The organism is Streptomyces sp. NPDC002577, from assembly GCF_053594815.1.
In genome coordinates, this window is the sequence record NZ_JBSFWK010000028.1 from 14,992 (window position 1) to 37,899 (window position 22,908).

The following is a 22,908-nucleotide window of genomic DNA, read 5'->3' on the forward strand; positions in this document are numbered from 1 at the left end:
CGCCCGTCCCTCCGGAAGACCTGGGGGACGGGCGCCGCCCGGCATCTGCCCGGCCATGGGGCCCGGTGTCCTGAGTCGTTCTCTCAGGGCTGTCGCCCCGGCTGTGGCTGCTGCTGGAGCCAGTCCCTGTAGTGCGTGGAGGCCAGGTCGGCGCCCTTCGGTGCGATCAGCACGTCTCCGGTGACCACGGCGAACATGCCCGCCCGGTCGTCGGTGACCACGCTGCGGCCGTCGGGGCGTTCGGCCAGCGTGATCCGGCCCAGTTCGTCGAGAGGGAACACCTCGGGTCCTGCGACGTTGCGGATGTCCTGCAACGGGATGCCGGTGGCGGCCTTCGCGACCGCCGCGGCGACGTCGGCGGAGGCCATCGGCTGCACGGGCGTGGAAGGCAGATGGACGGTGTCGCCTTCGGCCGACCAGGACATGATCGGTTCGACGAACTCGAAGAACTGTGTGGCGCGCACGATCGTGTAAGGCGTCGACCCGCCCTTGAGGATGTTCTCCTGGACGGTCTTGGCCCGGTAGTAGTCGAGCTCGGGCACTTGGTCCACGCCGACGATCGAGAGAATCACATGGTGGCGGACGCCGGCCGCCTCCGCTGCGGCGACGATGTTGTTCATCGACGTTTCGAAGAACTCGATGGAGGATTCGTCGAATACCGGGGAGTTCGTCAGAGTGATCACCACATCGGCGCCCTCGAGGGCCTTCTCCAGGCCCTTGCCGCTGATGACGTCGACTCCGGTGGAGAGCGAAGCGGGGACCACGTCGTGACCGGCTGCTCTCAGCCGTTCGACCACCTGGCTGCCGATCAGGCCGCTTCCACCCAGGACCGTGAACTTCATGACGCCCCTCTCGACGAGTTGTTGTGCCACACCGACCGCTGCCGGCGTCTCCGGGTGCCCGCAGATCTATACGTATCGCCTCAAATCACCGCACCCTAGACAAGGGTCGCGTAGCGTGATCATTGCGACGGAGATGACACGGCGGCTCCGGCCAAGAGGCTGAAGCCGCGAATCGGCGCCGAGACCGGAGGTGGCGTGATGCCGGACAACGAACCGGTGGCGAACCCCCCAGGACATCAGGGGAAGCGCTCCGAGGCCTGGAAGACCGCGCTCACCGTGATCCAGGAGGCGAAACCACCCTCCGTTCCGGAGAGGGCACACGTCATGACCGTGCTCGTCGAGTTCCCTCCCGGAGACCCCGGCACCCCTCCGCACCGCCATTTCGGACCAGCCTTCGGCTATGTGCTGGAGGGGGAAATGCTGTTCGAGCTGGAGGGGGAGCCCGAGCGGGTCATCCGGGCCGGGGAGGCCTTCTGGGAGCCGGGAGGCGACGTGATCCACTACCAGGACGGCAACAACCGCACAGACGTACGGTGTCGGTTCCTCGTCACGATGATGTGCGAACCCGGCAAGCCCATGCTCGTCCTCGTCGACGAGGAGGAACTGGCGCAACGCGGGGACAGGCGAGCCCCACGACCTTGAGAGGTTGAAAGATCAAGCCAGGCGGTGAGGTTGCTGATGCCATCCCCCACGCGACGACCGGGAGCGGGCTCACGGCGACGCCGGCGGCCAGACCCAGTACATCGCCGAGATCTTTACCCATGGCGGCCTCCGGCTCTGAGACGGTTACAGGCCAAGGGCGCCGGCCGGGCGGTGCGGCGCGACCTTGCCGGCGCCCTCTGCTGTCGGGTCAACCGGCACCCTGCTCGATGTGCAGATGGATCGGACCCCGAAGAACGGGGCTGGGCCGATAGGGCGGCGGGTCGGCGACCAGCCTGGGCCGGTCGAGGCGGCGCACCAGCTCGCTCAGTGCGATCTGGGCCTCCCGCCGGGCCAGCGGGCCGCCGAAGCACAGGTGGATGCCACTGCCGAACCCGAGATGCTGGTTGTCACGCCGGTCGGGGTCGAACCGGTCGGGATCGTGGAAGCGGTTCGGATCGCGGCTGCCCGAGGCCAGCATAAGCATGATCTGCGAGCCCTTGGGGATGACGGTGTCGCCGACGGTGATGTCGCTGTACGCCGCCCGCCAGGGAATGATGTGCACGGGAGGCTCGTAGCGCAGCAGTTCCTCGACCAGCGGCACGACCAGGTCCGGTTCGTCGCGCAGGCGCTGCAGGACCTGCGGGTGGCGCAGCAGCGTCAGCATGCCGTTGGCGATGAGGTTGACGGTGGTCTCGTGGCCGGCGATCAGCAGCAGGTTCGCGGTGCTGACGATTTCCTCGTCGGTCATCCGCCCGTCGGGCCCGTCGTCGTTGGCCAGCCGTGACAACAGGTCGTCGCTCGGCTTGCCGTGGCGTTGCTCCACCAGCCCACCGAGGTACTGACGCAGGTCTTTGCGGGCCTGCACGCCCTTCTCCAGTTTTTCCTTCGGGTCCGTCTTGGGGTTGTAGTCGATCGCGTTGATGATGTCGTTCACCCACAGGTGGAACCGCGGTTCGTCCTCGCGCGGAACGCCGAGCAGGTGACAGATCACCGTGACGGGGAACGGGTAGGCGAAGTCGTCGACGATGTCGATCTGCTCTTTGCCCGTGAAGTCGTCGATCAGGCTGCTGACGATGTCGGCCAGGCCGGGTTCCATGCCGGTCACCAGCCCCGGTGTGTGCGGAGGACCGAAATGACGCATCGCCATACGCCGCAGACGATCATGCTCGGGTGGGTCCACGTTGATGAACGCCGGCGCGGTCTGTCCCTCGGCGGTCTCCATCGGACGCGACAGATTGCGGACGTCGGAACTCAGGTGTGGATTGTGCAGTATGTCCGTCAACTCGCGGTAGGTGCTGATGACGTAGCTGCCGTCCTCCTGCCGGGCCACCGGCGTCTTGCGCAGCTCGGCGTACAGCGGGTACGGGTCGGCCCGGGAGGAGTAGTCGAGGATCCGGCGCAGCGTGTCGGGCGTCTCGGTCGTGGTCATCTCGCTTCCCTCCTACCGGTGCTGGTGCGCAGCCGTGACGCGCCGCTCACCCGGGTCATGACCGGTGACGACCACGGTGGCGCCCTGAGCGAGCAGAACGGGGCCGGGGAAGTCGACGGGCACCGGTTTCACGTCGACGGGCTGGTCGGGCGTGGGGCACGGCGGCGGGAAAGGTGCGGCCGTCTCGATCAACTGCCGGTAGTGGTCCAGCCACTTCGCGTTGTTGAAGCTCACCGCAGCCGTGACGCGGCCCCGATAGCCGTACGCAGCGACGAAACGGTGGTCCGGCACCGACCCCTGCGTGACGACCACCTCGTCGGCGAAGGTCGGCACGCCGACGGACTTGATGTTGACGCCGAACTGGATCGACCAGAACACCGGGATGGACAGGTGGGGCCAGCGGTCCGCCTGCGCGCTGACCATGTTGTGCGCCGCGACCTCGGCCTGCTCCACGGCGTTGGCCCAGTGCTCCAGCGAGATGAGCCGGTACTCGTAGACCGGGTTCGGGCAGCGTGCCACGTCGCCGGCGACGAAGACGTCATCGGTGACCAGGCCGTTGAGGTCGAGCGCGCGGCAGCCCGTGTCGCAGGCGATTCCCCAGACACCCGCCGCCAGCCCCGAGCCCCGCAGCCACTCGGTGTTGCGGATGCCCCCGAGCGCCACCACTGCCACGTCGGCGTCGATCGTGCTGCCGTCGTCGAAGTGGGCACGTCGGAACCGCCCCTGCGCGTCGCCCTCCAGCTGGGTGACCTTGACACCGCACCGCAGGTCGACGCCGTGAGCACGCTGCATGTCCGACGCGATCTCACCGATCATGGCACCGAGCGCCCCGACCAGCGGGGCCGGCGCGAGTTCGGCGACGGTCACCGGGATGTCCCGCTCGCGGCAGATGGAGGCGATCTCGGAGCCGGTGAATCCGGCACCGATGACCAGTACCCGGGACGGCCCGGCGGCGAGGGCCCGCTGCAGGCCCTCGGCGTGCTCGCGCGTACGCACCACGAACACCCCGTCCAGGGCAGCCTCGCTCTCCACGAACCACGGCCTGGCCCGTACCCCGGTGGCGATCAGCACCCGGTCGAAGGGCACCTCGCGTCCGTCGGTGAGACGCACGTGGTTGGTCGCCAGGTCCAGTCCGCCGGCGGGCACGCCCAGCAGCCACTCCGCGTCGATGTCACGACGCCGCGGCAGCTTGGTGCCGTCGGCGGGCACCCACCCCGTCAGTACCTGCTTGGACAAGGGAGGACGGTCATAGGGCTCGCCCAACTCGTCACCGATCATGGTCAACGACCCGGTGAAACCCTCGTCGCGCAGAGACTCCGCGGCCCGCAACCCCGCCAGTGACGCCCCGACGATCACGATGCGGCCGTCGCGTTTGAAAGCTCGCAGGTTGTCGGCGCTGGTCATGACCTCGACGCCTCCGCCGGTACGTCCCGTCCCTCCAACTGGTCGACCAGAATCGCCTGGACCGGACAGGCCGCCGCGGCGCGCAGCACCTGCTCGCGCCGGGCGTCGTCGGGATTCGGGTCGTACATCAGCGCTTCCTCGCCGTGCATCCGGAATGCGTCCGGAGCCAGGAACGCGCACTGGGCATACCCTTCACACCGGGAAAGATCAACGACGACTCTCATCCCGACCTCCAAGTCAGGGAGTGCGAGCTGCGGACCCTGAAGCCGGCGCCACTCCGGTACCCAAAGCGCGCGACATGCCTCTGGAGGAGGAATTCGGCCGTTGCCCACCCCTGCGAAGTGCGAGGGGGTGCACCGCGCTCGTCAGGTCTCCACAGAAAGAATTGATCATCGCGAACAGGGCGACCGGCGGCTCGGTGAACCGCCCGGAGAACCAGACCTTGCTCTCAAAAGGCTATCCCGCGGGCACACCGCCCGCACCCCTGGACCAAGCTGCCGGTGACTGCTCTCGCTCGAACACGGCGGAGGTTCGGGGCAGTGGTCTCTGCAGGGGGGATCTGAGCACGCAGAGCGCTGCTCACCGGATCAGAGCCGGTCAGCAGCGCACACAGCGTCGCGTGGATGTCCGGCGGAAGTACTTCAGCCATCCACCTTGGCCACGCCGATGGGGCAGGAACGCCGCTGCCGCCCAGCCCGTAGCACCCCGCGCTGGTTCTTGTCCAGTTACTGCTGATGTAGCACATCCCCTGGCGTGCAATTAAATGTTGCGTGAAAGGGGAGGAAGTGCTCGAAGAGGCACGCGTGATCCCGGTCGTCTCGTACGCCCGGATCTCTGCCGACACCGCTCGGGACGCTCATGGTGTCGAGGACCAGCACAAGATCAATGCTGAGACCGCCGCCCGACTCGGGTGGACGATCGTCCATCAATACACCGACAACGACCTGTCAGCCGCCAAGGCAACCGTGATACGGCCCGACTTCGAAGCCATGCTGCGGACGCTCAAAGCAGGACACATGCCTGACGGTCAGCCCGTGGTCGGCGTGCTCGCCGTCGCTGATGACCGGCTCACCCGCCGGGCGGGGGACTACGAACGCTTCGTGGACGCCCTGACGTACGACGAAGGGCGCGTCTACGCGGACGCCAGGGGGTCGAAGAACCTCTACAGCGAAGACGTCGAATCCATGGGGCTCTTCGGCGTGGTCATCTCCAAGATGGAGGTGCGGAAGATGCAGCGCCGTGCGCGGAACTCGCACCGGTCCCGTGCCCAGCGCGGTATTCCCGTCGGCGGCAAGCGCCCCTTCGGCTGGCAGGACGACAAGCTCACGCTTCACCCGGATGAAGCGCCGCTCTTGGCCCAGGCCGCACGAGACGTGATTGCAGGCAAGTCCCTGCACTCCATCCTGAAGGAGTGGTTCGACGCGGACGTGCGCACCGTGCATGGCAACAGGTGGTCGAGCCGTGCGCTGAAGCTGGCGCTCTGGAACCCTCGTCTTTGCGGCTGGCGCAAGCTCAACGGAGAGCTTGTGCGCGACGAGACCGGTGTGCCTGTGATCGGCCTTTGGGACCCGATCATCGCGCCGAAGGAATGGATGGCGATCGACGCCCTCTTCTCCTCTCGCGTCGGGCCGAACATCAGGGCCGACGGCTCGGTGACCGACTACCGCACACCGCATTACTTGCTCACCGGAATTCTCCGGTGCGGGAAGCCGCGAGAGGACGGGACGATCTGCAACGCGCCGCTTCGTGTAAGCGCGCAGGCGCGACTCGGCGGCGGCTATCTCTACCAGTGCCCGAGCCGGGAAATGGGCGGATGTGGTGGCCTTGGCCGTAATGGAGCCAAGGTCGACGAGTACATCACGGAAACACTCCTGGCCAAGCTGGAGGAGCGTGCCGCGATGAAGCGGGAAGAAGCCGAGGCGTGGGGCGGAGAGGAAGAGCTGAGCAGGCTTATGCTGAAGCAGCGAGAAATGCTCCAGGCGTGGCAGAATGACCAGCTTTCCGGAGAGTTGTTCTTCCCTGAGAATGCGCGGATGGAGAAGCGCATCAAGGAGCTTCGCGCGGATCGTACGCGCCACGCCCTGAGGCAGCAGCGGGCCGCTGAAGTGACTGCTGACGTGCGTGCACGGTGGGAGTCTGGTCAGCTGGACAATGCGCAGAAGCGGGCGCTGATCCGAGAAGCCATGCATGCGGTCATCGTGCTTCCTGTGGAGCGCCGAGGGAGGGCCCCGTTCAATCCGGGCTTGCTGAAAATCCAGTGGAGAGAATGATCTGGAAAACAGGAATCGGGGGTGCCAGCATTGTGGCTGGTACCCCCGAACATAGTTCGTGTCGTCCTCAGTGGCCCACAAGGGCGGGCAACGTGCCGTTCTTGCACTCCGGATCACCCGTCAGCTTCCGCAGCATCGCGGCCCCCTCGCGTTGGCGTCGTGTTCGATGGCCGTGAGAGGGCCACGGCAGGTCAAGCGAGCAATGCTCACGACCTAATAGCTGTGCACGGTGACGGGTGACCCCCACTCAATACCCGTGGCTGGACCCCTATCCACAGGCGGAGGGCCCCGTCACCGTGCATCTGCCAGAGCCGCTGTGGCATCGGCCCGATGGCGACATGATCGTGACCCGAGCCGTCCGCACGGCCACCCCTCTCTGTGCGAGCCGTCGAGCTCCTTCCAGAGACCGGGGAGCGTGCGGGGAGCACTGCCGAAGTCCGCACAGCCGGGTGCGACGAAGGCGATGCAGGAGATCTACAACGCCGCGGACCGCGCCCACGCCGAGAAAGCCATAGAGGAATTCGCCCGCACCTACGGCACGAAGTGGCCCAAGGCCGTTCGCCAAGATCACCGGCGACCGGGACGAACTGCTGGCGATCTACGACTTCCCTGCCGAGCACGGGTCCACCTGCGGACCACGAACCCGATCGAGTCGACGTTCTCCACCGTCAAGCTCCGTACCAAGGTCACCCGCGGCGCCGGCAGCCCGGCCGCCGCCCTGGCCATGGTGTTCAAGCTCGTCGAGTCCGCCCAGGCCCGCTGGCGCGCGATCACGGGAGCCCACCTCGTTGCCCTGGTCCGCTCCGGCGCCCGTTTCGAGAACGGCGTCTTGGCCGAACGGACAGACACGCGAGCCGCGTGATCTTTACGGTTCATCCCGCATGCTGTCCCCGTCAGGAGCAAGGAGAACACGATGGACGCGCAAGCGGCCCCTTCCCATCACGTCGTGCAGCGGTACTTTCAGATGTGGAACACGGGCGATACCTCGATCGCTCCGGACGTGCTGAGCCCGGACTGGACCGACCATGCACACCCAGAGGTGACCGGGCCCACCGACGTTCAACGCGCCGTCACGCAGACCCACGCCAGCCGGCCAGGACTCCGTTTCCACATCGACACGATCCTCGGCACCGACGATTTGCTGTCCGTGGTCGGCGGCGTCGGCCATGAAAGTCGCCCAGGCACGATCGACAGCCATCTCATCTGGCTGATCCGACTCCTCGACGGTCAGATGGCCGAGATGTGGACCTACCGCCGGAGCACTCCCTGACGCTGCTGATCCACAACTCTTGACGATTGCTCGGGTCAAGCACCGAGCCTTTCCAGAACAGGAGAGCCGCATCCTCATCGCAAACGTGGATGCGTCGGCAAGCACCTGGCAGCTACAACGGCATATATGACTGTCTTCTTCTGCGCGAATTGCGGAGTCGAACTCACCCCGGACCTGGTTGAGCTACCCGCCGTTCCGGAGGTCTCTGACCGTGACAGGGGTCGGGACAAGGAGACACGTCTGGCTTCCTCCACTGTGCCGCAAGGGCACTATGCGATTGATCCCGAGCCGTGGGGCGCACCGTTCACCCCGCCAACCGGCGAACCACGGCCGCATGGTCCGCGCCCGACTGCTCATGCCACCCGAGCTGACCGACTGGACTACGGCCGGGCCGAGGGAACACCGTCGTCGTGCATCCTGACGATGTACCGGATCTGCGGCTGCTGGACCAGGGTGGCCCGCATCGGGGCTGCTGTGGCCCGCTAGGCACCGGGGGCCGCAACATGGCCTGCGGATGTGGTGTCCTCGTCGCCACCCTCGCTGCCGACTGCATGGGCCCGCACGAGGTTCACCTCGATCCCATACGGGTGTACGCGTTCGATACGAAGGGAGCGGAGAGATGACCGGCCGTCCTGTACCGGCGCCTGCCGCTGAACTGGAGCCGCTTCGACGCCACTTCCGCGACCCCTCGTCCAGCTGCGGTGTGGGACCTGGCTGGCGGTCCATTGTGTTGGGGTGCCATGAGGCGGTCGTCGCGGAGTTCCCCGAGTACGAGCTTCTGGCAGTGAAGCAGAAGTGGGCGACCCTGGCCTTCCAGGCTTTTCCCCGGCCGTGGAAGCGGGGTGGCAACTGGACGCATGACGAGGCAGACAGGCTCGACGCGCTGGTGGCCGAGTTCATGGCCGCCAGCGAGTACGTCTGCGAACGCTGTGGCAGCGCCGGAACGCTGCGTGAAACCCGGCCGATCGAGCTGACCCTCTGCGATGAGTGCGAGTCCGTCGTCGGACCGGACGGCCACCTGTAGGGACTCGCTAGGCCGTTGCCTGTCAGCCCCGAGATAATTGGGCTGTGCGGTGGTGGGCAAGCCCCACCGCTCACTAGGCCACAGAGCATCTACTCCACGTTGATGCCGTAATCCTGAACCAGCTGTTCCAGGCCGCCCATGTAGCCCTTACCGCCCAGGACGAAATCCCAGTTCCCGTTGGGCCTGCGTCGGAAGGAACCAAGTACCAAAGCAGTCTCACTCGGGCGGCCATCGGAGACCTCAAGCCGTCCCAGCTCAACCATTGCCGGGTCGAGCAATCTGATGCAGGCGTTAGTGAATCCGGACAGGTCTGACATCGGATTCACCTCTGGATCAACTGCGGCCACCAGAACCAATCGATCAGCAGCTTCCGGTAGCGCGTCGAATGAGACGCGAAGGGCAGCCTTGTCCTGCGGCGTTGCGGGAAGGGCCTGCACTGAGCCGTCCGGAGTCTGAGGGTTGTTGAAGAAGACGAAGTGGTCGTCGCTGAGGACTCTGTTACCGCAGCAAACAAGTGCGCACACGTCCAACGCAACGTTGCCGGACCACACCATGCCCAGCACGTTGTAATCGTCAGGCAGGGATGTGGGACCGGACGGTGCCGGCTGTGCCGATGCTGCTCGTCCCCCCTCGCCGAGACGTCCACGAAGTCCATGCCGATGCAGCAGGTCAACGAGCTCACGGCCCGCGATGAGCTCCAAGGGCTTGCCGTTGGCGAACGTGTGAGATCCAGGGCCGAACGCTGATGTCGTCACCAAGACACCCTTGTTGGCACCCGCGTCCTGAACGGTCCCGTACAGGTCTCGCACGGCAGTCGGCGGCACCGTGTTGCGGTAGCGCTTCACCTGTACGACGATCTTGCCGCCGCGGATCGGAGTCGGATCCAGGGCGTCTACGTCCACACCGCCGTCGTTCGAGCGCTGGGTCGTGACGGCCTGCATCCCCATGGCCCTGAAAAGGTCGGCAACGAGGGCCTCGAACGCTATCGGATCCATCTCGAACAGATCGGGGTCTTCATCGCCGCCATGCGTGACAACGCGGTTCCCGATGTCCTGCGGTCGCCGACTCGGCCGTACAGCAACGAGTTGGTCAGGCCGAGACGCAAGTTGCCCCCTCAGCCCATCAGAGAGACAACTGACGGCGTCCACCTGCTCCAAGTGCAGGTCCGTGAACACGGACCGGGACGCCATGACAGTCGCCAAGAAGATGTGAGTCTGTCTCCCAGTGGCGGGATCGTGGTCATCCACGAACCCGTTCAACGCCACCGACTCAAGCGCACCAAACTCATCCGCCGCGAAGAGTTCGTGCAGAACCAGCAGCATGCATTGCGCGAGTACCTCTCGGTGCAACGCCCGTCGCTGGCCAGCGGGACGTGCGGTTTCCTTGTCCTGGTCCTGTGCCGGCACGTACCGCACCGATTTTGCTTCAGGGATGACGCTGTATCCGGGCAACTCCCAATCGAGGACCAACTGCCGTGCTGCGGAGTCGTAGGCCGCCGTGACCTGACGAGGGAAGCCCTCCAGCCACGCCGTCGAGGAGTAGAGAGCGGCTGAGAAGTACTCGACGACTGCGTCAGATTCCCCTCGTCTCACCCCTTCAGTTACCTCGAGAACGCCAGCATTGTGTCGACGTACCTTCGACAGTTGAGACTGGGCCCACTGGTCGTACTCCCGCTGGTACGCAGCCAGTTGCTGCTGACGCTGAGTCTCTGCGGTCTGTGCCACATGCCAGTCGTGTTCAAATCGAGCACGTGCATCGGCCTGCGCCTGTGCACGCCGATTCGCAGTCCAACCACCTTGTGCCTGGTACTGATTCGGGTCTGGCATGGGCACGGGTTGTGCCAAGGGCCCCGGCGAAAACGGCTGGATCTCCTCAGCACGCATCAATGAGACCACCCTGAAAGCCGGAGCCCGACATCCGGAAGCGAGCAGTCCCTGCAGAGAGGCAACGTGTGCTTCCAGTTCCTCTGTGCGCCGCCTTGCCTCTGCGTGCCGGTACTCCCGGTAGTCCTGCGCAGCGCGTCGTTGATAGGCCCGCGCTTGCCGCTCCTGTTCCCTGCCCCGCCTGGCCTCAGCTTCCATTTGACGCTGCTGCTGACGCTGCATCTCAGCCCAAACACCGACAAAACCACTAGAGCGACGACTCATGCGCTGCAGGCCCTCCCCAGGAACGTCGGCACTGCCGACCAAGCTCTGGCTGCCCCCACAACCAGCTGTAACGAGACGACTTTATCCAGCAATCACCGTCTCGCATATCAACTTGCCAAAGGCAACCTGTCTAGACCATCGCTGCAGGTCACCGCACCTGTAGCGGGGCCGGAACGGCATAGGACAGCGCCGCCAGAACTACTCCGGACACCATTGAGCCCCTCCCGGTCGGGGAGGGGCTCAGAAGTTCTCACAGCTGCCTCCGCGCGACCCGCAATGCTCCCCCTCGGAGGGAATATCGACGGAGCTTCCAGGGGCCTGGCAGAGATGTCCGAAGGACCGCTGCCGCGGGGCTGACTGTCGACGGACCCGAGAGGCCGATGGCAGGCAGCACAGGGGCCACCTGATCCTCGCTCGCCAGAGCCCTGGTCACCTTGGTGGCGACCTCGCTCGCCTCAGCTCCCACTAGGGCTGGGAGCAGCGTTCTTGACCGTCCCGCGCCTACACCTCCGTCGGAGCAGGCGCGATCCCTGTCGGGCACGACGCCCCCAGTTCGTCTCGAACGGAGTACTTAGCTTGACCCCCGTCCCAGCGAGCCTGTTGTGGCCTGTGACCCTCGTCTGTCGGCGCTCGGGCATAGGTTGCCCGTCGTCGGTACCAGCATGCTCGTCCCTGGAGGATTCGCTCCGTGCCTCGCAGAATTGCCTCACCGCCCTTCGATCTGGCTGAGCTCATACCGGAGTTCGCGGGCCTCGCCAGGGAGGCGATCTTGTTGTATCCGAGGAGTGGGCAGCCCGGCGTCCGGGACAGCTCCATGGGCGGTCCGTTGCTCTGGCCTACGGACGAACCATGGCCGCGCTGCGCGGAGGGGGCGAGGCCCGGTGCTGTGCCCATGGTGCCGGTGATCCAGCTCTTCGCCCGTGACGTTCCCTGGCTGGAGTTCCCCCAGGGCAAGGACGTGGTGCAGTTGCTCTGGTGTGCTCTTGTCCATGACGAGGATCCAGCCGGGGTCGTACTGCCGAAGCTGTACTGGCGCAACGAGGCCGAGACAGCGGCAGGGGGGTTGTTGCACGACGTTCCCGCCCCTCACAAGGGCGAGCACGAAGACGACTTCGTGCCCCGCCCTTGCACGGTCTGTCCGACTCCCGCGGTCGAGTACCCAAGCTATGACCTTCCCGACGAGCTGCTGACAGTCGTGCGTCCTCGCCTCGAAGCGCTCCAGGAACGCTTCGGGTTCTGGTATACGGAGGTGGCGAGTGCTCTGCAGAACAAGCTCGGTGGATATCCGGCCTGGACTCAGAGCCCGGACTGGCCGCACTGCGGCCAGGGGCACCGAATGGAGCACTTGTTCAGCATCACGGGTGAGCCGGCCTACGGGCGCTGGCTCCCGCTGGACGAGCACGAACCCGGGACGACGCAGCCGAAGTGGAATGCTCCAGCGGTCAAGGAGGTCCTTGACACCATTGGTCCAGAACTGGAAATCGGGGACGCAGGGGGCGTCTACATATTCATGTGCCGCCAGTGCCCCGATCTGCCGTATGCCCACCGATCCGACTGCCATTGACTGTCGGGTCGGAGCCTTCCCGCTCCCGACAACCGAATGGCACCGTGGGCTGCTACTCAGTCGACTCCGGCACGGGAGTGATACCGGTCGGGCACGACGCCCCCCAGTTCGTCTCGAACGGGGGAAATTAGCTTGAACCCCCGTCCCGCCGAGCCTGTGCTGTCATGTGATCCATTGGACGTAGCGGCCGTGTACGGCGACATCCGTGGGATCTCTTCGTCGGACGTCCTAACGGTCGATCGCGAAGCGGTAGACCGTCGAGTGTCGGGCCTGGAAGCCGAGTCGTTCATAGAGGCGGTTTGCTGCCGCACGATCCGGCCGGGATGTGAGGTCGACCGTTCGCGCGCCTGCCTCCCTGGCAATGCGCAAGGCCTCCTGCATGAGGAGGCCCGCGATTCCCCGGCCGCGCGCGTCACTGTCAACGACCACGTCTTCGATACGGGCCCGCAGCCCAGACGGCAAGGGCAACAGCACCAGAGTCAAGGTGCCGACGATCGCATCAGACGCCCAAGCGACCAGCACCGTGTTCGCACCCCACGTCACCATCCGGTCGACCGCTTCGTGGTCGAGGGGCTTCGCCGTCGAAGACAGCTGCGGCAGCAGCCGACCGAAGGCGTCGACGAGTTCCTGACTCGCTTCCCGGGCGATCTCTACATGGACGTCCATGTCGGGAGCCTATCCATCGCCCGGGTACACGGCGGACGTGAACTTGGGCGGCTACTTCTCGGTGGCCTCCGGCGCCGGAGCGATACCCGTCGGGCAGGACGCGCCCCAGTTGGTCTCGAATGGGGTACTTAGCTTGACCCCCGTCCCACCCAGCCCGCAGTACCCGTTCGGGTTTTTGGCGTCCGAAAGGTACTGCTGGTGATACGCCTCCGCCACGTAGAACGGTCGGCCCTCCGACGGCAGGATCTCCGTGGTGATCGTGCCGTGGCCCGAGCCCGTCAGGACCTTCTGGTACGAGTCGCGGGACGCTTGCGCGGCGGCGGCCTGGGCCGGGGTGTGGGTGTAGATCGCGGAGCGGTACTGGGTGCCGACGTCGTTGCCCTGGCGGAAGCCCTGCGTGGGGTTGTGGGACTCCCAGAAGACCTTGAGCAGCTGCTCGTACGAGACCGTCTCGGGGTCGAAGACGACGCGGACGGCCTCCGTGTGGCCCGTGAGGCCCGAGCAGACCTCGTCGTATGTCGGGTTCTCGGTGTAGCCGCCCTGATAGCCGACGAGGGTCGTCCAGACGCCGTCGGTCTGCCAGAACTTGCGCTCGGCGCCCCAGAAACAGCCGAGGCCGAAGTCGGCGACCTCCAGGCCCTCGGGGTAGGGGCCGAGCAGCTGGTTGCCCAGGACCGTGTGGCGGGCGGGGACCTCGTACGCGGGTGTGGCCCGGCCCTTGAGCGCCTGCTCGGGGGTGGGCAGCTGGGGCGTGCGGCCGAAGAGCATGGGGTCTCGTCTCCCTGTCGGATCCTGGGGTGCGGACGTCATGACCGTTAACGTCCGCGGTGACGTCCGCATTCCGTGGGCTGGGCGACGGCCCGCCCCAGGGGCAACCCGTCCCGCTGGTCAGTGCAGCAGCGTCGCCGGGCTCCCGCCGTTCGCCTCGTACCCCGCCACCGCCAGGGCGCGGTACACCGCGTAGTCCGCGGCCGGGTCGGCGGAGAGCGTCCAGGGCACGGCGCCCACGTGGCCGTCGATGTGCACCAGCTGGTGCATGGCCTCCGCCCAGCGCTCGGAGCGGACCAGGAAGAAGAGCAGGAGATGGCGGACATGGGCGAGCATCGGGTCGTCCGGGCGCGCCGCGTGCACCGCGAAGAGCGCGCCGTGGACGGCCTTGGTCACGACCTCGCTCTGGTAGAAGCCGCGGACGAGCTGCACATCGGGCAGGTGCTCGAACACCGCGAAGAGCGGCAGGGCGGCGAGCAGCGAGCCGCTGGGGGCGCGGGACGCGGCGGACTCCGCGAAGGAGTACGCGAGGTCGCGCGAGCCGTGCCACTTCTCGCACCAGTAGTGGAGCGCCGCGAGATGCGCTCCCATGTGGGTGGGCGCGCGGTCCAGGATCTTCAGCCAGAGCTGCTCGAACTCCTGCTGCGGATACGCCAGTCCGCGGGCGATCGACAGCTCGATGATGTACGGAATCGGGTCGCCGGGGGCGAGCAGGGCCGCCTCCGCGCACGCCTTCCGTGCCTCCTCCAGGATGATCCGGAACTCCTCCGTACCGGAGGAGGCCGTGCGCCATGCCTGCTGCACCAGGAACTCGGCGTGCACCGCGGCGCCGCCCGCGTCCTTCGGCGCCTCGGCCCGCCACACCCGCAGCCACTGCCCACCGGGCTGCTCGGAGACGCCGCCCGGCCGCTGCTGCAGCTCCAGCGAGGCCGCGCCCGCGAAGGCCTGCACCCGCTGCCAGCGCTCCTCGCCGTCCGTCTCCGTGCCCGCGAGCAGCTGCGACGCGGCCCGCCAGTCCTGTGTGCGCTGCACCAGGTCCAGTACGTCCAGCAGGTCCTGGTCGGCGCCGGGCATCCGGACGTCCAGCAGCTCCTGCCGTACGAAGCCGTAGTTCGCCGGGTCGGCGGCGTCCGGCGAGCCGGGGGCGACCTGGCGGATCACGCCGCGCCTGCGGTACATGACCGGCCCGACGATCGCCCCGATCATGAGCAGCGCGAAGAGGGCCCAGAGAATCTCCATGCCTCCAAGCGAACCAGACTGGTACGACAATTGGCCAACGGGTCCGCGCCCCCTCCGTGCCGGACCGGTCTTCGCGGTGCCGGACCGGCCATGTCCCGTGCCGGACCGGCAGACACGTCGGAAACCCCCCGTCCCGCACTACCCTCGGTGCCCATGAGCGACAGGCACAGCAGGCACAGTTTCGAGACCGTGGCGATCCACGCGGGCAACACCGCGGATCCCCTCACCGGCGCGGTCGTCCCGCCGATCTACCAGGTGTCCACCTACAAGCAGGACGGCGTCGGCGGGCTGCGCGGCGGCTACGAGTACAGCCGCAGCGCTAACCCGACCAGGACCGCCCTCGAGGAGAACCTCGCCGCCGTCGAGGGCGGCAGCCGCGGGCTCGCGTTCGCATCCGGGCTGGCCGCCGAGGACTGCCTGCTGCGCACGCTGCTGACCCCCGGCGACCACGTGGTCATCCCGAACGACGCGTACGGCGGCACGTTCCGCCTCTTCGACAAGGTCGTCTCGCGGTGGGGCGTCGAGTGGTCGGTGGCGGACACCTCCGACCCGGCATCGGTGCGCGCCGCGATCACGCCGCGTACCAAGGCGATCTGGGTGGAGACGCCCTCCAACCCGCTGCTCGGCATCACGGACATCGCCGCCGTCGCGGACATCGCCCGTACCGCCGGCGCCAAGCTGGTCGTCGACAACACCTTCGCCACGCCCTATCTGCAGCAGCCGCTCGCCCTGGGCGCGGACGTCGTCGTGCACTCCCTCACCAAGTACATGGGCGGCCACTCGGACGTCGTCGGCGGCGCCCTCGTCGTGAACGACGCCGCCCTGGGCGACGAGTTGGCGTACCACCAGAACGCGATGGGCGCGGTGGCCGGGCCCTTCGACTCCTGGCTGGTCCTGCGCGGCATCAAGACCCTCGGCGTACGCATGGACCGGCACAGCGAGAACGCCGGCCGGATCGCGGAGATGCTGACGCGGCACGCGCGCGTGACGCGTGTTCTGTACCCGGGCCTTGCCGAGCACCCCGGCCACGAGGTCGCCGCCAAGCAGATGCGGGCCTTCGGCGGCATGGTCTCGTTCCAGGTCGAGGGCGGCGAGGAGGCGGCTGTCGAGGTCTGCAACCGCGCGAAGCTGTTCACGCTGGGCGAGTCCCTCGGCGGTGTCGAGTCGCTGATCGAGCACCCCGGCCGGATGACGCACGCGTCGACCGCCGGCTCGGCCCTCGAGGTGCCGGCTGATCTCGTACGACTGTCGGTGGGCATCGAGTCCGTCGACGATCTGCTGGCGGACCTGCAGCAGGCCCTCGGGTAGCGCCGGACCTGCGGCAGGCCCCTGAGGCCCCGGCCTACCAGTCCGTGAGCGGTGGAGTCGTCACCGACGGCGGCTCCACCCAGGGCCGGGCCGTCGAGGCCCACACGGTGAAGGCCACGACCGCCGCCAGCAGTAACAGCCACATGACGCGGCGCATCACAGCCCTGCGCCGCAGCAGCCGGGTGCCGCGGCGTACCGCTTCCGCGTACAGCTCCTGCGGGACCGGCGGCGGCGCGGCTTCCAGGAGCCGCCGTACCGCCGCATCCTTGCGGCCGGCCTGGTTCATGAGGGTGCCGCCTCGGCTGTGCCGGTCCTGGGGGCCCTGGGCGCCGGCCCGCGCGGGGGATGCAGCAGCAGCGACATCGCCCGCGCGCAGATCGCCCGTACCCGCTCCACGGGCAGCCCGAGCAGCGCCGCCGTCTGCTCCTCGGCCACGCCTTCGTACATCCGCAGTACGAGGATCAGCCGCTCCTGAGGGGCGAGCCGTTCCAGCGGGCCGCCATGGCCTCGGTACCGGTACCGGTGCCAGGCCCCGCGCGCGAAGCGGACCGCGAGCTGCCGGCGGGTGCGGTCGTACGGATCCTCGCCGCGCAGCCGGTCCCAGGTGGCGTACGTGTGCGCCAGGGACGCGGTCAGCAGGCTCCGCGCACGCGGGTTGTCGTCGCGCGGCTCGGCGGTGAGCAGCGTGGCGGCATGCAGCAGCCGCCCGGCCGCACCCGCGACGAAAGCCTCGAACTCACGGGCCCGGCGGGCGTCCCGGTGCGCGTGTGGCTGTCGCAAGCGCGCCTCCCGCCTGGGGTGACCCGAGCGGACGGGACCCCGGTCTCATATGAGGCCAGACGGGGGCCGCGGGTCAAGGGTCCGGCATCGCCTGCGGCGGTGGGGTGGTTCGCCTCCGGCACCCCCGCGTACGGCCTGAGCGCATAGGAAAGGGCCGCCCGGGTACGCCCCGGGCGGCCCTCGGCAGGCGGATCAGGAGGCCGGTGCCTCCCCGGCCGGCTGCCCCGCCATACGAGCCGAAAGCGCCGTGTTGAAGCGAGTGAGGAGCGCGCAGAACGTCTCCCGTTCCCCAGGCGCCCAGTCCTGCGTCAACTGCGCCATGAGATCACGCCGCGAGGACCGGACCTCGTCGAGCCTGGCGTGCCCGCGCGGCGACAGCTGGAGCACGACCGCGCGCCCGTCCTCGGGGTGAGACGTGCGTTTGACGAGCCCGGTGTCGACGAGCGGAGCCACCTGCCGGGTGACCGTCGAGGAGTCGATGCCCATGCTGGCGGCGAGTGCCTTGACGCCCATCGGGCCTTCTTTGTCGAGGCGGTTGAGCAGCAGATAGGCGGCGCGGTCCATGGAGTTGCGCACCTGCCCGACCCCGCCGAGCCGGGTCTGTTCGGCGCGGCGTGCGAACACGGCGACCTCGTGCTGCAGTGTGTCCAGGAGACCGGCGTCCGAGGCGGTCGTCATGTCCATCGACAAGTCCTGTGTTGTGGGCATGGCCGGGGCTCAATTCGTGCGTGGGTGGTGGGTTGGGGGACAGAGTACGCGGCTAGGGCACGGACCGTACCGGCGCTGGCCAAACCCGTCCATGCTGGGAGGCGCCCGACGTTAGCTGCGAGACTGACCGACATGAGCTACAGCACGGCTGACTCCTTTCCTACGGTGACCCTGGACGACGTCCGCGGAGCCCAGAAGATGCTCGCGGGCGTCGCCCGGGTAACCCCGATGGAGGGCAGTAGACATCTGTCCGCCCTGGTGGGCGCGCCGGTCCACCTCAAGTGCGAGAACCTGCAGCGGACGGGCTCGTTCAAGCTGCGTGGCGCGTACGTCCGGATAGCGGGGCTGCTCCCGGAGGAGCGCGCGGCCGGGGTCGTCGCGGCGAGCGCCGGCAACCACGCGCAGGGCGTCGCACTCGCGTCGTCCCTGCTGGGCGTGCACTCGACCGTCTTCATGCCGGTCGGCGCCCCGCTGCCGAAGGTCGCGGCGACGCGGGACTACGGCGCCGATGTGCGGCTGCACGGGCAGGTGGTGGACGACTCGCTGGCCGCGGCGAAGGAGTACGCGGCCGAGACGGGCGCCGTGTTCATCCATCCGTTCGACCACCCGGACGTCATCGCGGGGCAGGGCACGGTCGGCCTGGAGATCCTGGAGCAGTGCCCCGAGGTGCGGACGATCGTCGTCGGTATAGGGGGCGGGGGTCTGGCGGCGGGCATCGCGGTCGTCGTGAAGACGCTGCGACCTGAGGTGAAGGTGATCGGAGTGCAGGCGGCGGGCGCCGCCGCGTACCCGCTCTCGCTCGCCGCCGGCCGCCCGGTGACGGTGCAGAACCCGGCGACGATGGCCGACGGCATCAAGGTGGGGCGGCCGGGCGACGTGCCGTTCCAGATCATCGAGGAGTACGTCGACGAGGTGCGCACGGTCTCCGAGGACGAGCTGTCCAGCGCGCTGCTGCTGTGCCTGGAACGGGCCAAGATGGTCGTCGAGCCGGCCGGCGCGAGCCCGGTGGCGGCCCTGCTGAGCCGTCCGGAGACCTTCGAGGGGCCGGTCGTGGCGCTGCTGTCGGGCGGCAACGTCGATCCTCTGCTGATGCAGCGGATCCTGCGGCACGGCATGGCGGCGGGGGGTCGCTACCTCGCGGTGCGGCTGCGCCTCACGGACCGGCCCGGTGCCCTGGCCACGCTGCTCGGGGTGCTGTCGGCGGTCGACGCCAACGTCCTGGATGTCAGCCACGTACGGACCGATCCCCGGCTCGGGCTCACCGAGGCGGAGGTCGAGCTGCACCTGGAGACGAAGGGGCCCGAGCACTGCGCCGAGGTGGGCACGGCGCTGCGGCAGGCGGGGTACAAGGTCATCGGCTGAGGGACAGGGAGGCGGAAGTGATCGGCGCCCGAAAAATCCGTTGACGGCGGTGGCCCCGGTTTCGGAGGGTTTCCCGGGTTTCGAAAAACTTGTTGAGCAGACGCGATGTATCGCGTTACGGTGTGCCTCCGCTCACTCGCACACCTGGGCGAGGTGTCGCGCCTGCCGGTCCAATCGGATCGCCTGTGCGGCGACTTTCCTTGCCTGTCCATCAAGCCTCAACGGGCAAACCTAAGCTTTCCGCAAAAATCACCCACACCCCTGGGGGAATCCATATGCCAGGCGCCATCTACGCCGAAGGCCTGGTGAAGACCTTCGGTGACGTAAGGGCTCTGGACGGCGTCGACCTCGATGTCCCGGAGGGAACCGTGCTGGGCCTGCTCGGGCCGAACGGCGCGGGCAAGACCACCGCGGTGCGCTGTCTGACCACGCTGTTGCGACCCGACAGCGGAAAGGCGGTCGTCGCGGGCATCGACGTCCTCAAGCATCCCAACGAGGTGCGGCGCTCCATCGGCCTGTCCGGCCAGTTCGCCGCGGTCGACGAGTATCTGACCGGCCGTGAGAACCTCCAGATGGTCGGCCAGCTGTACCAGATGAAGGGCAGGGCCGCCAAGGCGCGCGCCGTCGAACTGCTGGAGCGCTTCAACCTGACGGACGCGGCCGACCGCCCCGCCAAGACGTACTCCGGAGGCATGCGCCGCCGCCTCGACCTCGCGGCCGCACTGGTCGTATCGCCGCCGGTGATGTTCATGGACGAGCCGACGACCGGCCTCGACCCGCGTAACCGCCAGGCGCTGTGGGAGGTCATCAAGGAGCTCGTCTCGGGCGGCACCACGCTGCTGCTCACCACGCAGTACCTCGAAGAGGCCGACCACCTGGCGCACGACATCTGCGTCGTCGACCAAGGCCGCGTCATCGCTCGCGGCACCGCCGACCAGCTCAAGGCGCAGACCGGCGGCGAGCGCGTCGAGGTCGTCGTGCACGAGCCGGAGGAGATCGCACCCGCCACGGAGGTCCTGCGCGGGTTCGGCAAGGGCGAGGTGACGGCCGAGAGTCACACCCGCAAGCTGACCGTCCCGGTCGCCGGCGGCGCCAAGCTGCTCGCCGAGATCATCCGCGAGCTCGACACACGCGGCATCGCCATCGACGACATCGGGCTGCGCCGCCCCACCCTCGACGACGTCTTCATCTCGCTGACCGGCCACACCGCGGAGGACGCCACCGGGGACAGCGCCGAAGCCGGTGCGGACACCGCCACCCAGGGCAGGGCCCAGAAGGCCCCCAAGGCGAAGAAGGAGGCCGTCAAGTGACCGCCGTGACCGAAACCGCGCCGATCGGAGCCCCCAAGGGGGTCGGCGGCGTCGGGCAGTCCGTCCGTGACTCCCTCGTCGTCGCCAAGCGCAACCTGATCCGGATGACCCGCATCCCGGAGATGATCATCTTCGGGCTTATCCAGCCGATCATGTTCGTGGTGCTCTTCAGCTACGTCTTCGGCGGCTCCATGAACGTCGGCGGCACCACCGACTCGGCCGTCTATCGCGAGTTCCTGATGGCCGGAATCTTCGCCCAGACAGTGACCTTCGCCACGGCCGGCGCCGGTGCGGGCATCGCCGACGACATGCACAAGGGCCTCATCGACCGCTTCCGCTCCCTGCCGATGGCACGTGGCGCGGTCCTCACCGGGCGCACCCTCGCCGACCTCGTGCAGACCGCGTTGACCCTGCTGGTCCTCGCCGTCGTCGCGCTGCTCGTCGGCTGGCGCACCCACACCAGCGTGGGCGAGGTCCTCGGCGCCTTCGGGCTGCTGCTCCTGCTCGGCTATGCGTTCACCTGGATCGGCGCCCTGATCGGCCTGTCCGTGCGCACGCCCGAGGCGGCGACCTCCGGCGGGCTGATCTGGCTCTTCCCGGTGACGTTCGTCTCGAACGCCTTCGTGGACTCCGGCCAGATGACGCCCTGGCTGCGGCACATCGCCGACTGGAACCCGTTCAGCGCCACCGTGCAGGCATGCCGGCAGCTCTTCGGGAACCCGGGCGTCGTCGACTCGCCGGCGTGGCCCATGCAGCACCCCGTCTGGGCCTCGCTGATCTGGTCCATGCTGATCATCGCGCTCTTCCGGACCCTGGCGGTCCGCAAGTACCGCAACGCGACGGCCTGACGGCAGTCGCGGCAGCCGCCCTGTGTCGGGGCGCGACCGGCACATGACGATGCCCCCGGGATACAGCCCGGGGGCATCGTCGTATGCCTGGTGTGCCTGGTGTCAGCCCTGGTACGGCTTGGCCTCGAGGATCTTCACCGAGGCGAACTTGCCGTTCGGCAGCTCGTACTGCGCGTCCTCGCCGATCTTCTTGCCGTTCACGCCGGTGCCCAGCGGGGACTGGGGCGAGTACGTCTCGATGTCCTCGCTGGCGTACTCACGGGAGGCCAGCAGGAACGTCAGCGTGTCGTCCTCGTCGCCGTCGAAGGCGATCGTCACGACCATGCCGGGCGCGACCACGCCCTCCGTGGCGGGCGCCTCGCCGACCTTCGCATTCTCCAGGAGCTGGGTCAGCTGGCGCACGCGGAGCTCCTGCTTGCCCTGCTCCTCCTTGGCCGCGTGGTACCCGCCGTTCTCCCGCAGGTCGCCCTCCTCGCGCGCGGCCGCGATCTTTCCAGCGATCTCGGTACGCGCAGGACCAGACAGGTACTCCAGCTCGGCCTTGAGCTGGTTGTACGCCTCCTGGGTCAGCCAGGTGACGTTCTCGCTGGTCTGGGTCACAGGTGCTCCTCGTAGGTACTGGGAATACAAAGCATCGCCCTACCCAGAAGGATGTTCCTTCACAGGTGGGCGAAACCACGAGCCTAACAATTCAGCGGCGAAACGGGGAGGACATAAGGCCTGAGATTTACGTCGCCGCAGGTCAGGTGGTGGGGTGAGAAAACACTCCGCACGCCTCACCGGGCGCGTCCGCCCCGCCCGCGGGGGCCGGCCAGGGCCCCGTGTCAGTCGCTGTGGCAGCCCACCAGCTCGGCGGTGGTTCCACGGGACGTCGTACGCAGCGTGACGACCTTGTCGATCCGGCCCGAGCGCTGGTCGAAGCGGAAGTCCGCGCGGCCGACCTCGGCGCCGTCCGCGGACTGCGAGCGCAGGGTGCAGTAGCCCTTGGCGTCCACGTCCTTGCGCACCTCGAGGTGCACCTCGACCGCACGGTCCGAGACCGCGTCGAACTTGATCACCTCGCCGCTGATCTTCGTCCCGGCGATGTAGTCGTAGCCGGCCCAGCCGATGAACACGAGCAGGGCCGCGCCCAGCACCGCACCGATGATCCTGAGCTTCCGGTCGGCGCGCTCGTCCGCGGACACGGAACGGCCGTAGCGGCCCTCCGGTCGCGATCGCTGCGCGGCCGAGCCGCTGGTGCCGGCGTCCCGCACTGCGCTCATGATCGTCCTCTCGGAAGGGGCCGGGGCCGGGATCCGGCCGTTTCGGGGTGGCCGGGACGGGCCCT

General features: G+C 67.9%; 23 protein-coding genes. 10 read left to right on the top strand and 13 right to left on the bottom strand.

The genetic code is table 11. The features are described 5' to 3' along the window. Window positions 1–83: 83 nt before the first annotated feature. The gene (locus ACWD4J_RS28305) at window positions 84–842 is read right to left on the bottom strand and encodes an SDR family oxidoreductase (RefSeq protein WP_451398266.1); all 759 of its coding nucleotides are present in this window, start codon (window positions 840–842) and stop codon (window positions 84–86) included. A gap of 198 nt (window positions 843–1,040) precedes the next feature. On the opposite strand from ACWD4J_RS28305, the gene ACWD4J_RS28310 reads away from it, so the two are divergent. Continuing rightward, the gene (locus tag ACWD4J_RS28310) at window positions 1,041–1,484 is read left to right on the top strand and encodes a cupin domain-containing protein (RefSeq protein WP_451398267.1); all 444 of its coding nucleotides are present in this window, start codon (window positions 1,041–1,043) and stop codon (window positions 1,482–1,484) included. A 208-nt stretch (window positions 1,485–1,692) separates the two neighbouring features. Here ACWD4J_RS28310 and ACWD4J_RS28315 read toward each other — a convergent pair whose 3' ends face one another. Genes ACWD4J_RS28315 through ACWD4J_RS28325 form a run of 3 tightly spaced genes read right to left on the bottom strand, consistent with a single transcriptional unit; the run spans window position 1,693 to window position 4,541 of the window. Next, window positions 1,693–2,913 carry a cytochrome P450 gene (locus ACWD4J_RS28315; RefSeq protein WP_451398268.1) on the bottom strand — a complete coding sequence of 407 codons (1,221 nt, stop codon included), beginning with the start codon at window positions 2,911–2,913 and terminating at the stop codon, window positions 1,693–1,695. 12 nt (window positions 2,914–2,925) lie between these two features. Then, window positions 2,926–4,317, bottom strand: a complete 1,392-nt coding sequence (locus ACWD4J_RS28320) for an NAD(P)/FAD-dependent oxidoreductase (protein ID WP_451398269.1) — start codon at window positions 4,315–4,317, stop codon at window positions 2,926–2,928. After that, on the bottom strand, window positions 4,314–4,541 hold the full coding sequence (locus ACWD4J_RS28325) for a ferredoxin (RefSeq protein ID WP_451398270.1): 228 nt from the start codon (window positions 4,539–4,541) through the stop codon (window positions 4,314–4,316). The genes ACWD4J_RS28320 and ACWD4J_RS28325 overlap by 4 nt, the downstream gene beginning before the upstream one ends. 561 nt (window positions 4,542–5,102) lie before the next feature. Here ACWD4J_RS28325 and ACWD4J_RS28330 point away from each other — a divergent pair. The 4 genes from ACWD4J_RS28330 to ACWD4J_RS28345 all read left to right on the top strand — a co-directional run bounded on the left by ACWD4J_RS28330 (window position 5,103) and on the right by ACWD4J_RS28345 (window position 8,881). Beyond that, window positions 5,103–6,587 carry a recombinase family protein gene (locus ACWD4J_RS28330; protein WP_451398271.1) on the top strand — a complete coding sequence of 495 codons (1,485 nt, stop codon included), beginning with the start codon at window positions 5,103–5,105 and terminating at the stop codon, window positions 6,585–6,587. 415 nt (window positions 6,588–7,002) lie between these two features. Further along, a complete protein-coding gene (locus ACWD4J_RS28335) occupies window positions 7,003–7,449 on the top strand; it encodes a transposase (RefSeq protein ID WP_451398272.1) in 447 nt (148 codons plus the stop codon). A gap of 51 nt (window positions 7,450–7,500) precedes the next feature. Continuing rightward, window positions 7,501–7,857, top strand: a complete 357-nt coding sequence (locus ACWD4J_RS28340) for a nuclear transport factor 2 family protein (RefSeq protein ID WP_451398273.1) — start codon at window positions 7,501–7,503, stop codon at window positions 7,855–7,857. A 619-nt stretch (window positions 7,858–8,476) separates the two neighbouring features. Next, entirely contained in the window at window positions 8,477–8,881 is a 405-nt protein-coding gene (locus ACWD4J_RS28345) for a hypothetical protein (protein WP_451398274.1), read from the top strand. An 89-nt stretch (window positions 8,882–8,970) separates the two neighbouring features. On the opposite strand, the gene ACWD4J_RS28350 is transcribed toward ACWD4J_RS28345, so the two are convergent. Further along, the gene (locus ACWD4J_RS28350; protein ID WP_451398275.1) at window positions 8,971–11,028 is read right to left on the bottom strand and encodes a restriction endonuclease; all 2,058 of its coding nucleotides are present in this window, start codon (window positions 11,026–11,028) and stop codon (window positions 8,971–8,973) included. A gap of 892 nt (window positions 11,029–11,920) precedes the next feature. On the opposite strand from ACWD4J_RS28350, the gene ACWD4J_RS28355 reads away from it, so the two are divergent. Then, the gene (locus tag ACWD4J_RS28355; protein WP_451398276.1) at window positions 11,921–12,592 is read left to right on the top strand and encodes a hypothetical protein; all 672 of its coding nucleotides are present in this window, start codon (window positions 11,921–11,923) and stop codon (window positions 12,590–12,592) included. 228 nt (window positions 12,593–12,820) lie between these two features. Here the strand turns inward: ACWD4J_RS28355 and ACWD4J_RS28360 are convergent, their stop codons facing one another. The 3 genes from ACWD4J_RS28360 to ACWD4J_RS28370 form a co-directional block, all read right to left on the bottom strand. Further along, window positions 12,821–13,258 carry a GNAT family N-acetyltransferase gene (locus ACWD4J_RS28360; protein WP_451398277.1) on the bottom strand — a complete coding sequence of 146 codons (438 nt, stop codon included), beginning with the start codon at window positions 13,256–13,258 and terminating at the stop codon, window positions 12,821–12,823. 51 nt (window positions 13,259–13,309) lie between these two features. After that, the gene (gene msrA / locus ACWD4J_RS28365) at window positions 13,310–14,026 is read right to left on the bottom strand and encodes a peptide-methionine (S)-S-oxide reductase MsrA (RefSeq protein ID WP_451398278.1); all 717 of its coding nucleotides are present in this window, start codon (window positions 14,024–14,026) and stop codon (window positions 13,310–13,312) included. Window positions 14,027–14,146: 120 nt separating this feature from the next. Then, window positions 14,147–15,265: a hypothetical protein gene (locus tag ACWD4J_RS28370; RefSeq protein WP_451398279.1), complete on the bottom strand. Its 1,119-nt coding sequence runs from the start codon at window positions 15,263–15,265 to the stop codon at window positions 14,147–14,149. A 153-nt stretch (window positions 15,266–15,418) separates the two neighbouring features. Here ACWD4J_RS28370 and ACWD4J_RS28375 point away from each other — a divergent pair, with 153 nt between their 5' ends. Further along, window positions 15,419–16,573 (top strand): cystathionine gamma-synthase, encoded by a 1,155-nt coding sequence (locus ACWD4J_RS28375; protein ID WP_451398280.1) that lies wholly within the window; start codon window positions 15,419–15,421, stop codon window positions 16,571–16,573. 34 nt (window positions 16,574–16,607) lie between these two features. Here the strand turns inward: ACWD4J_RS28375 and ACWD4J_RS28380 are convergent, their stop codons facing one another. The 3 genes from ACWD4J_RS28380 to ACWD4J_RS28390 all read right to left on the bottom strand — a co-directional run bounded on the left by ACWD4J_RS28380 (window position 16,608) and on the right by ACWD4J_RS28390 (window position 18,061). Next, the gene (locus tag ACWD4J_RS28380; RefSeq protein ID WP_451398281.1) at window positions 16,608–16,859 is read right to left on the bottom strand and encodes a hypothetical protein; all 252 of its coding nucleotides are present in this window, start codon (window positions 16,857–16,859) and stop codon (window positions 16,608–16,610) included. Further along, window positions 16,856–17,353, bottom strand: coding sequence for a sigma factor-like helix-turn-helix DNA-binding protein (locus tag ACWD4J_RS28385; protein WP_451398282.1), 498 nt, complete (start codon window positions 17,351–17,353; stop codon window positions 16,856–16,858). Before ACWD4J_RS28385 ends, ACWD4J_RS28380 begins: the two co-directional genes overlap by 4 nt. Before the next feature lie 192 nt (window positions 17,354–17,545). Then, on the bottom strand, window positions 17,546–18,061 hold the full coding sequence (locus ACWD4J_RS28390) for a MarR family winged helix-turn-helix transcriptional regulator (protein WP_451398283.1): 516 nt from the start codon (window positions 18,059–18,061) through the stop codon (window positions 17,546–17,548). A gap of 132 nt (window positions 18,062–18,193) precedes the next feature. On the opposite strand from ACWD4J_RS28390, the gene ilvA reads away from it, so the two are divergent. The 3 genes from ilvA (at window position 18,194) to ACWD4J_RS28405 (ending at window position 21,581) form a co-directional block, all read left to right on the top strand. Further along, window positions 18,194–19,423 carry a threonine ammonia-lyase gene (gene ilvA / locus ACWD4J_RS28395; protein WP_451398284.1) on the top strand — a complete coding sequence of 410 codons (1,230 nt, stop codon included), beginning with the start codon at window positions 18,194–18,196 and terminating at the stop codon, window positions 19,421–19,423. 275 nt (window positions 19,424–19,698) lie between these two features. Further along, entirely contained in the window at window positions 19,699–20,733 is a 1,035-nt protein-coding gene (locus ACWD4J_RS28400) for an ATP-binding cassette domain-containing protein (RefSeq protein ID WP_451398285.1), read from the top strand. Then, a complete protein-coding gene (locus tag ACWD4J_RS28405; protein ID WP_451398286.1) occupies window positions 20,730–21,581 on the top strand; it encodes an ABC transporter permease in 852 nt (283 codons plus the stop codon). Before ACWD4J_RS28400 ends, ACWD4J_RS28405 begins: the two co-directional genes overlap by 4 nt. 102 nt (window positions 21,582–21,683) lie before the next feature. Here the strand turns inward: ACWD4J_RS28405 and greA are convergent, their stop codons facing one another. Next, window positions 21,684–22,181: a transcription elongation factor GreA gene (greA, locus tag ACWD4J_RS28410; protein WP_451398287.1), complete on the bottom strand. Its 498-nt coding sequence runs from the start codon at window positions 22,179–22,181 to the stop codon at window positions 21,684–21,686. Window positions 22,182–22,405: 224 nt separating this feature from the next. Continuing rightward, on the bottom strand, window positions 22,406–22,843 hold the full coding sequence (locus tag ACWD4J_RS28415) for a DUF4307 domain-containing protein (protein WP_451398288.1): 438 nt from the start codon (window positions 22,841–22,843) through the stop codon (window positions 22,406–22,408). Between the last annotated feature and the right edge of the window lie 65 nt (window positions 22,844–22,908).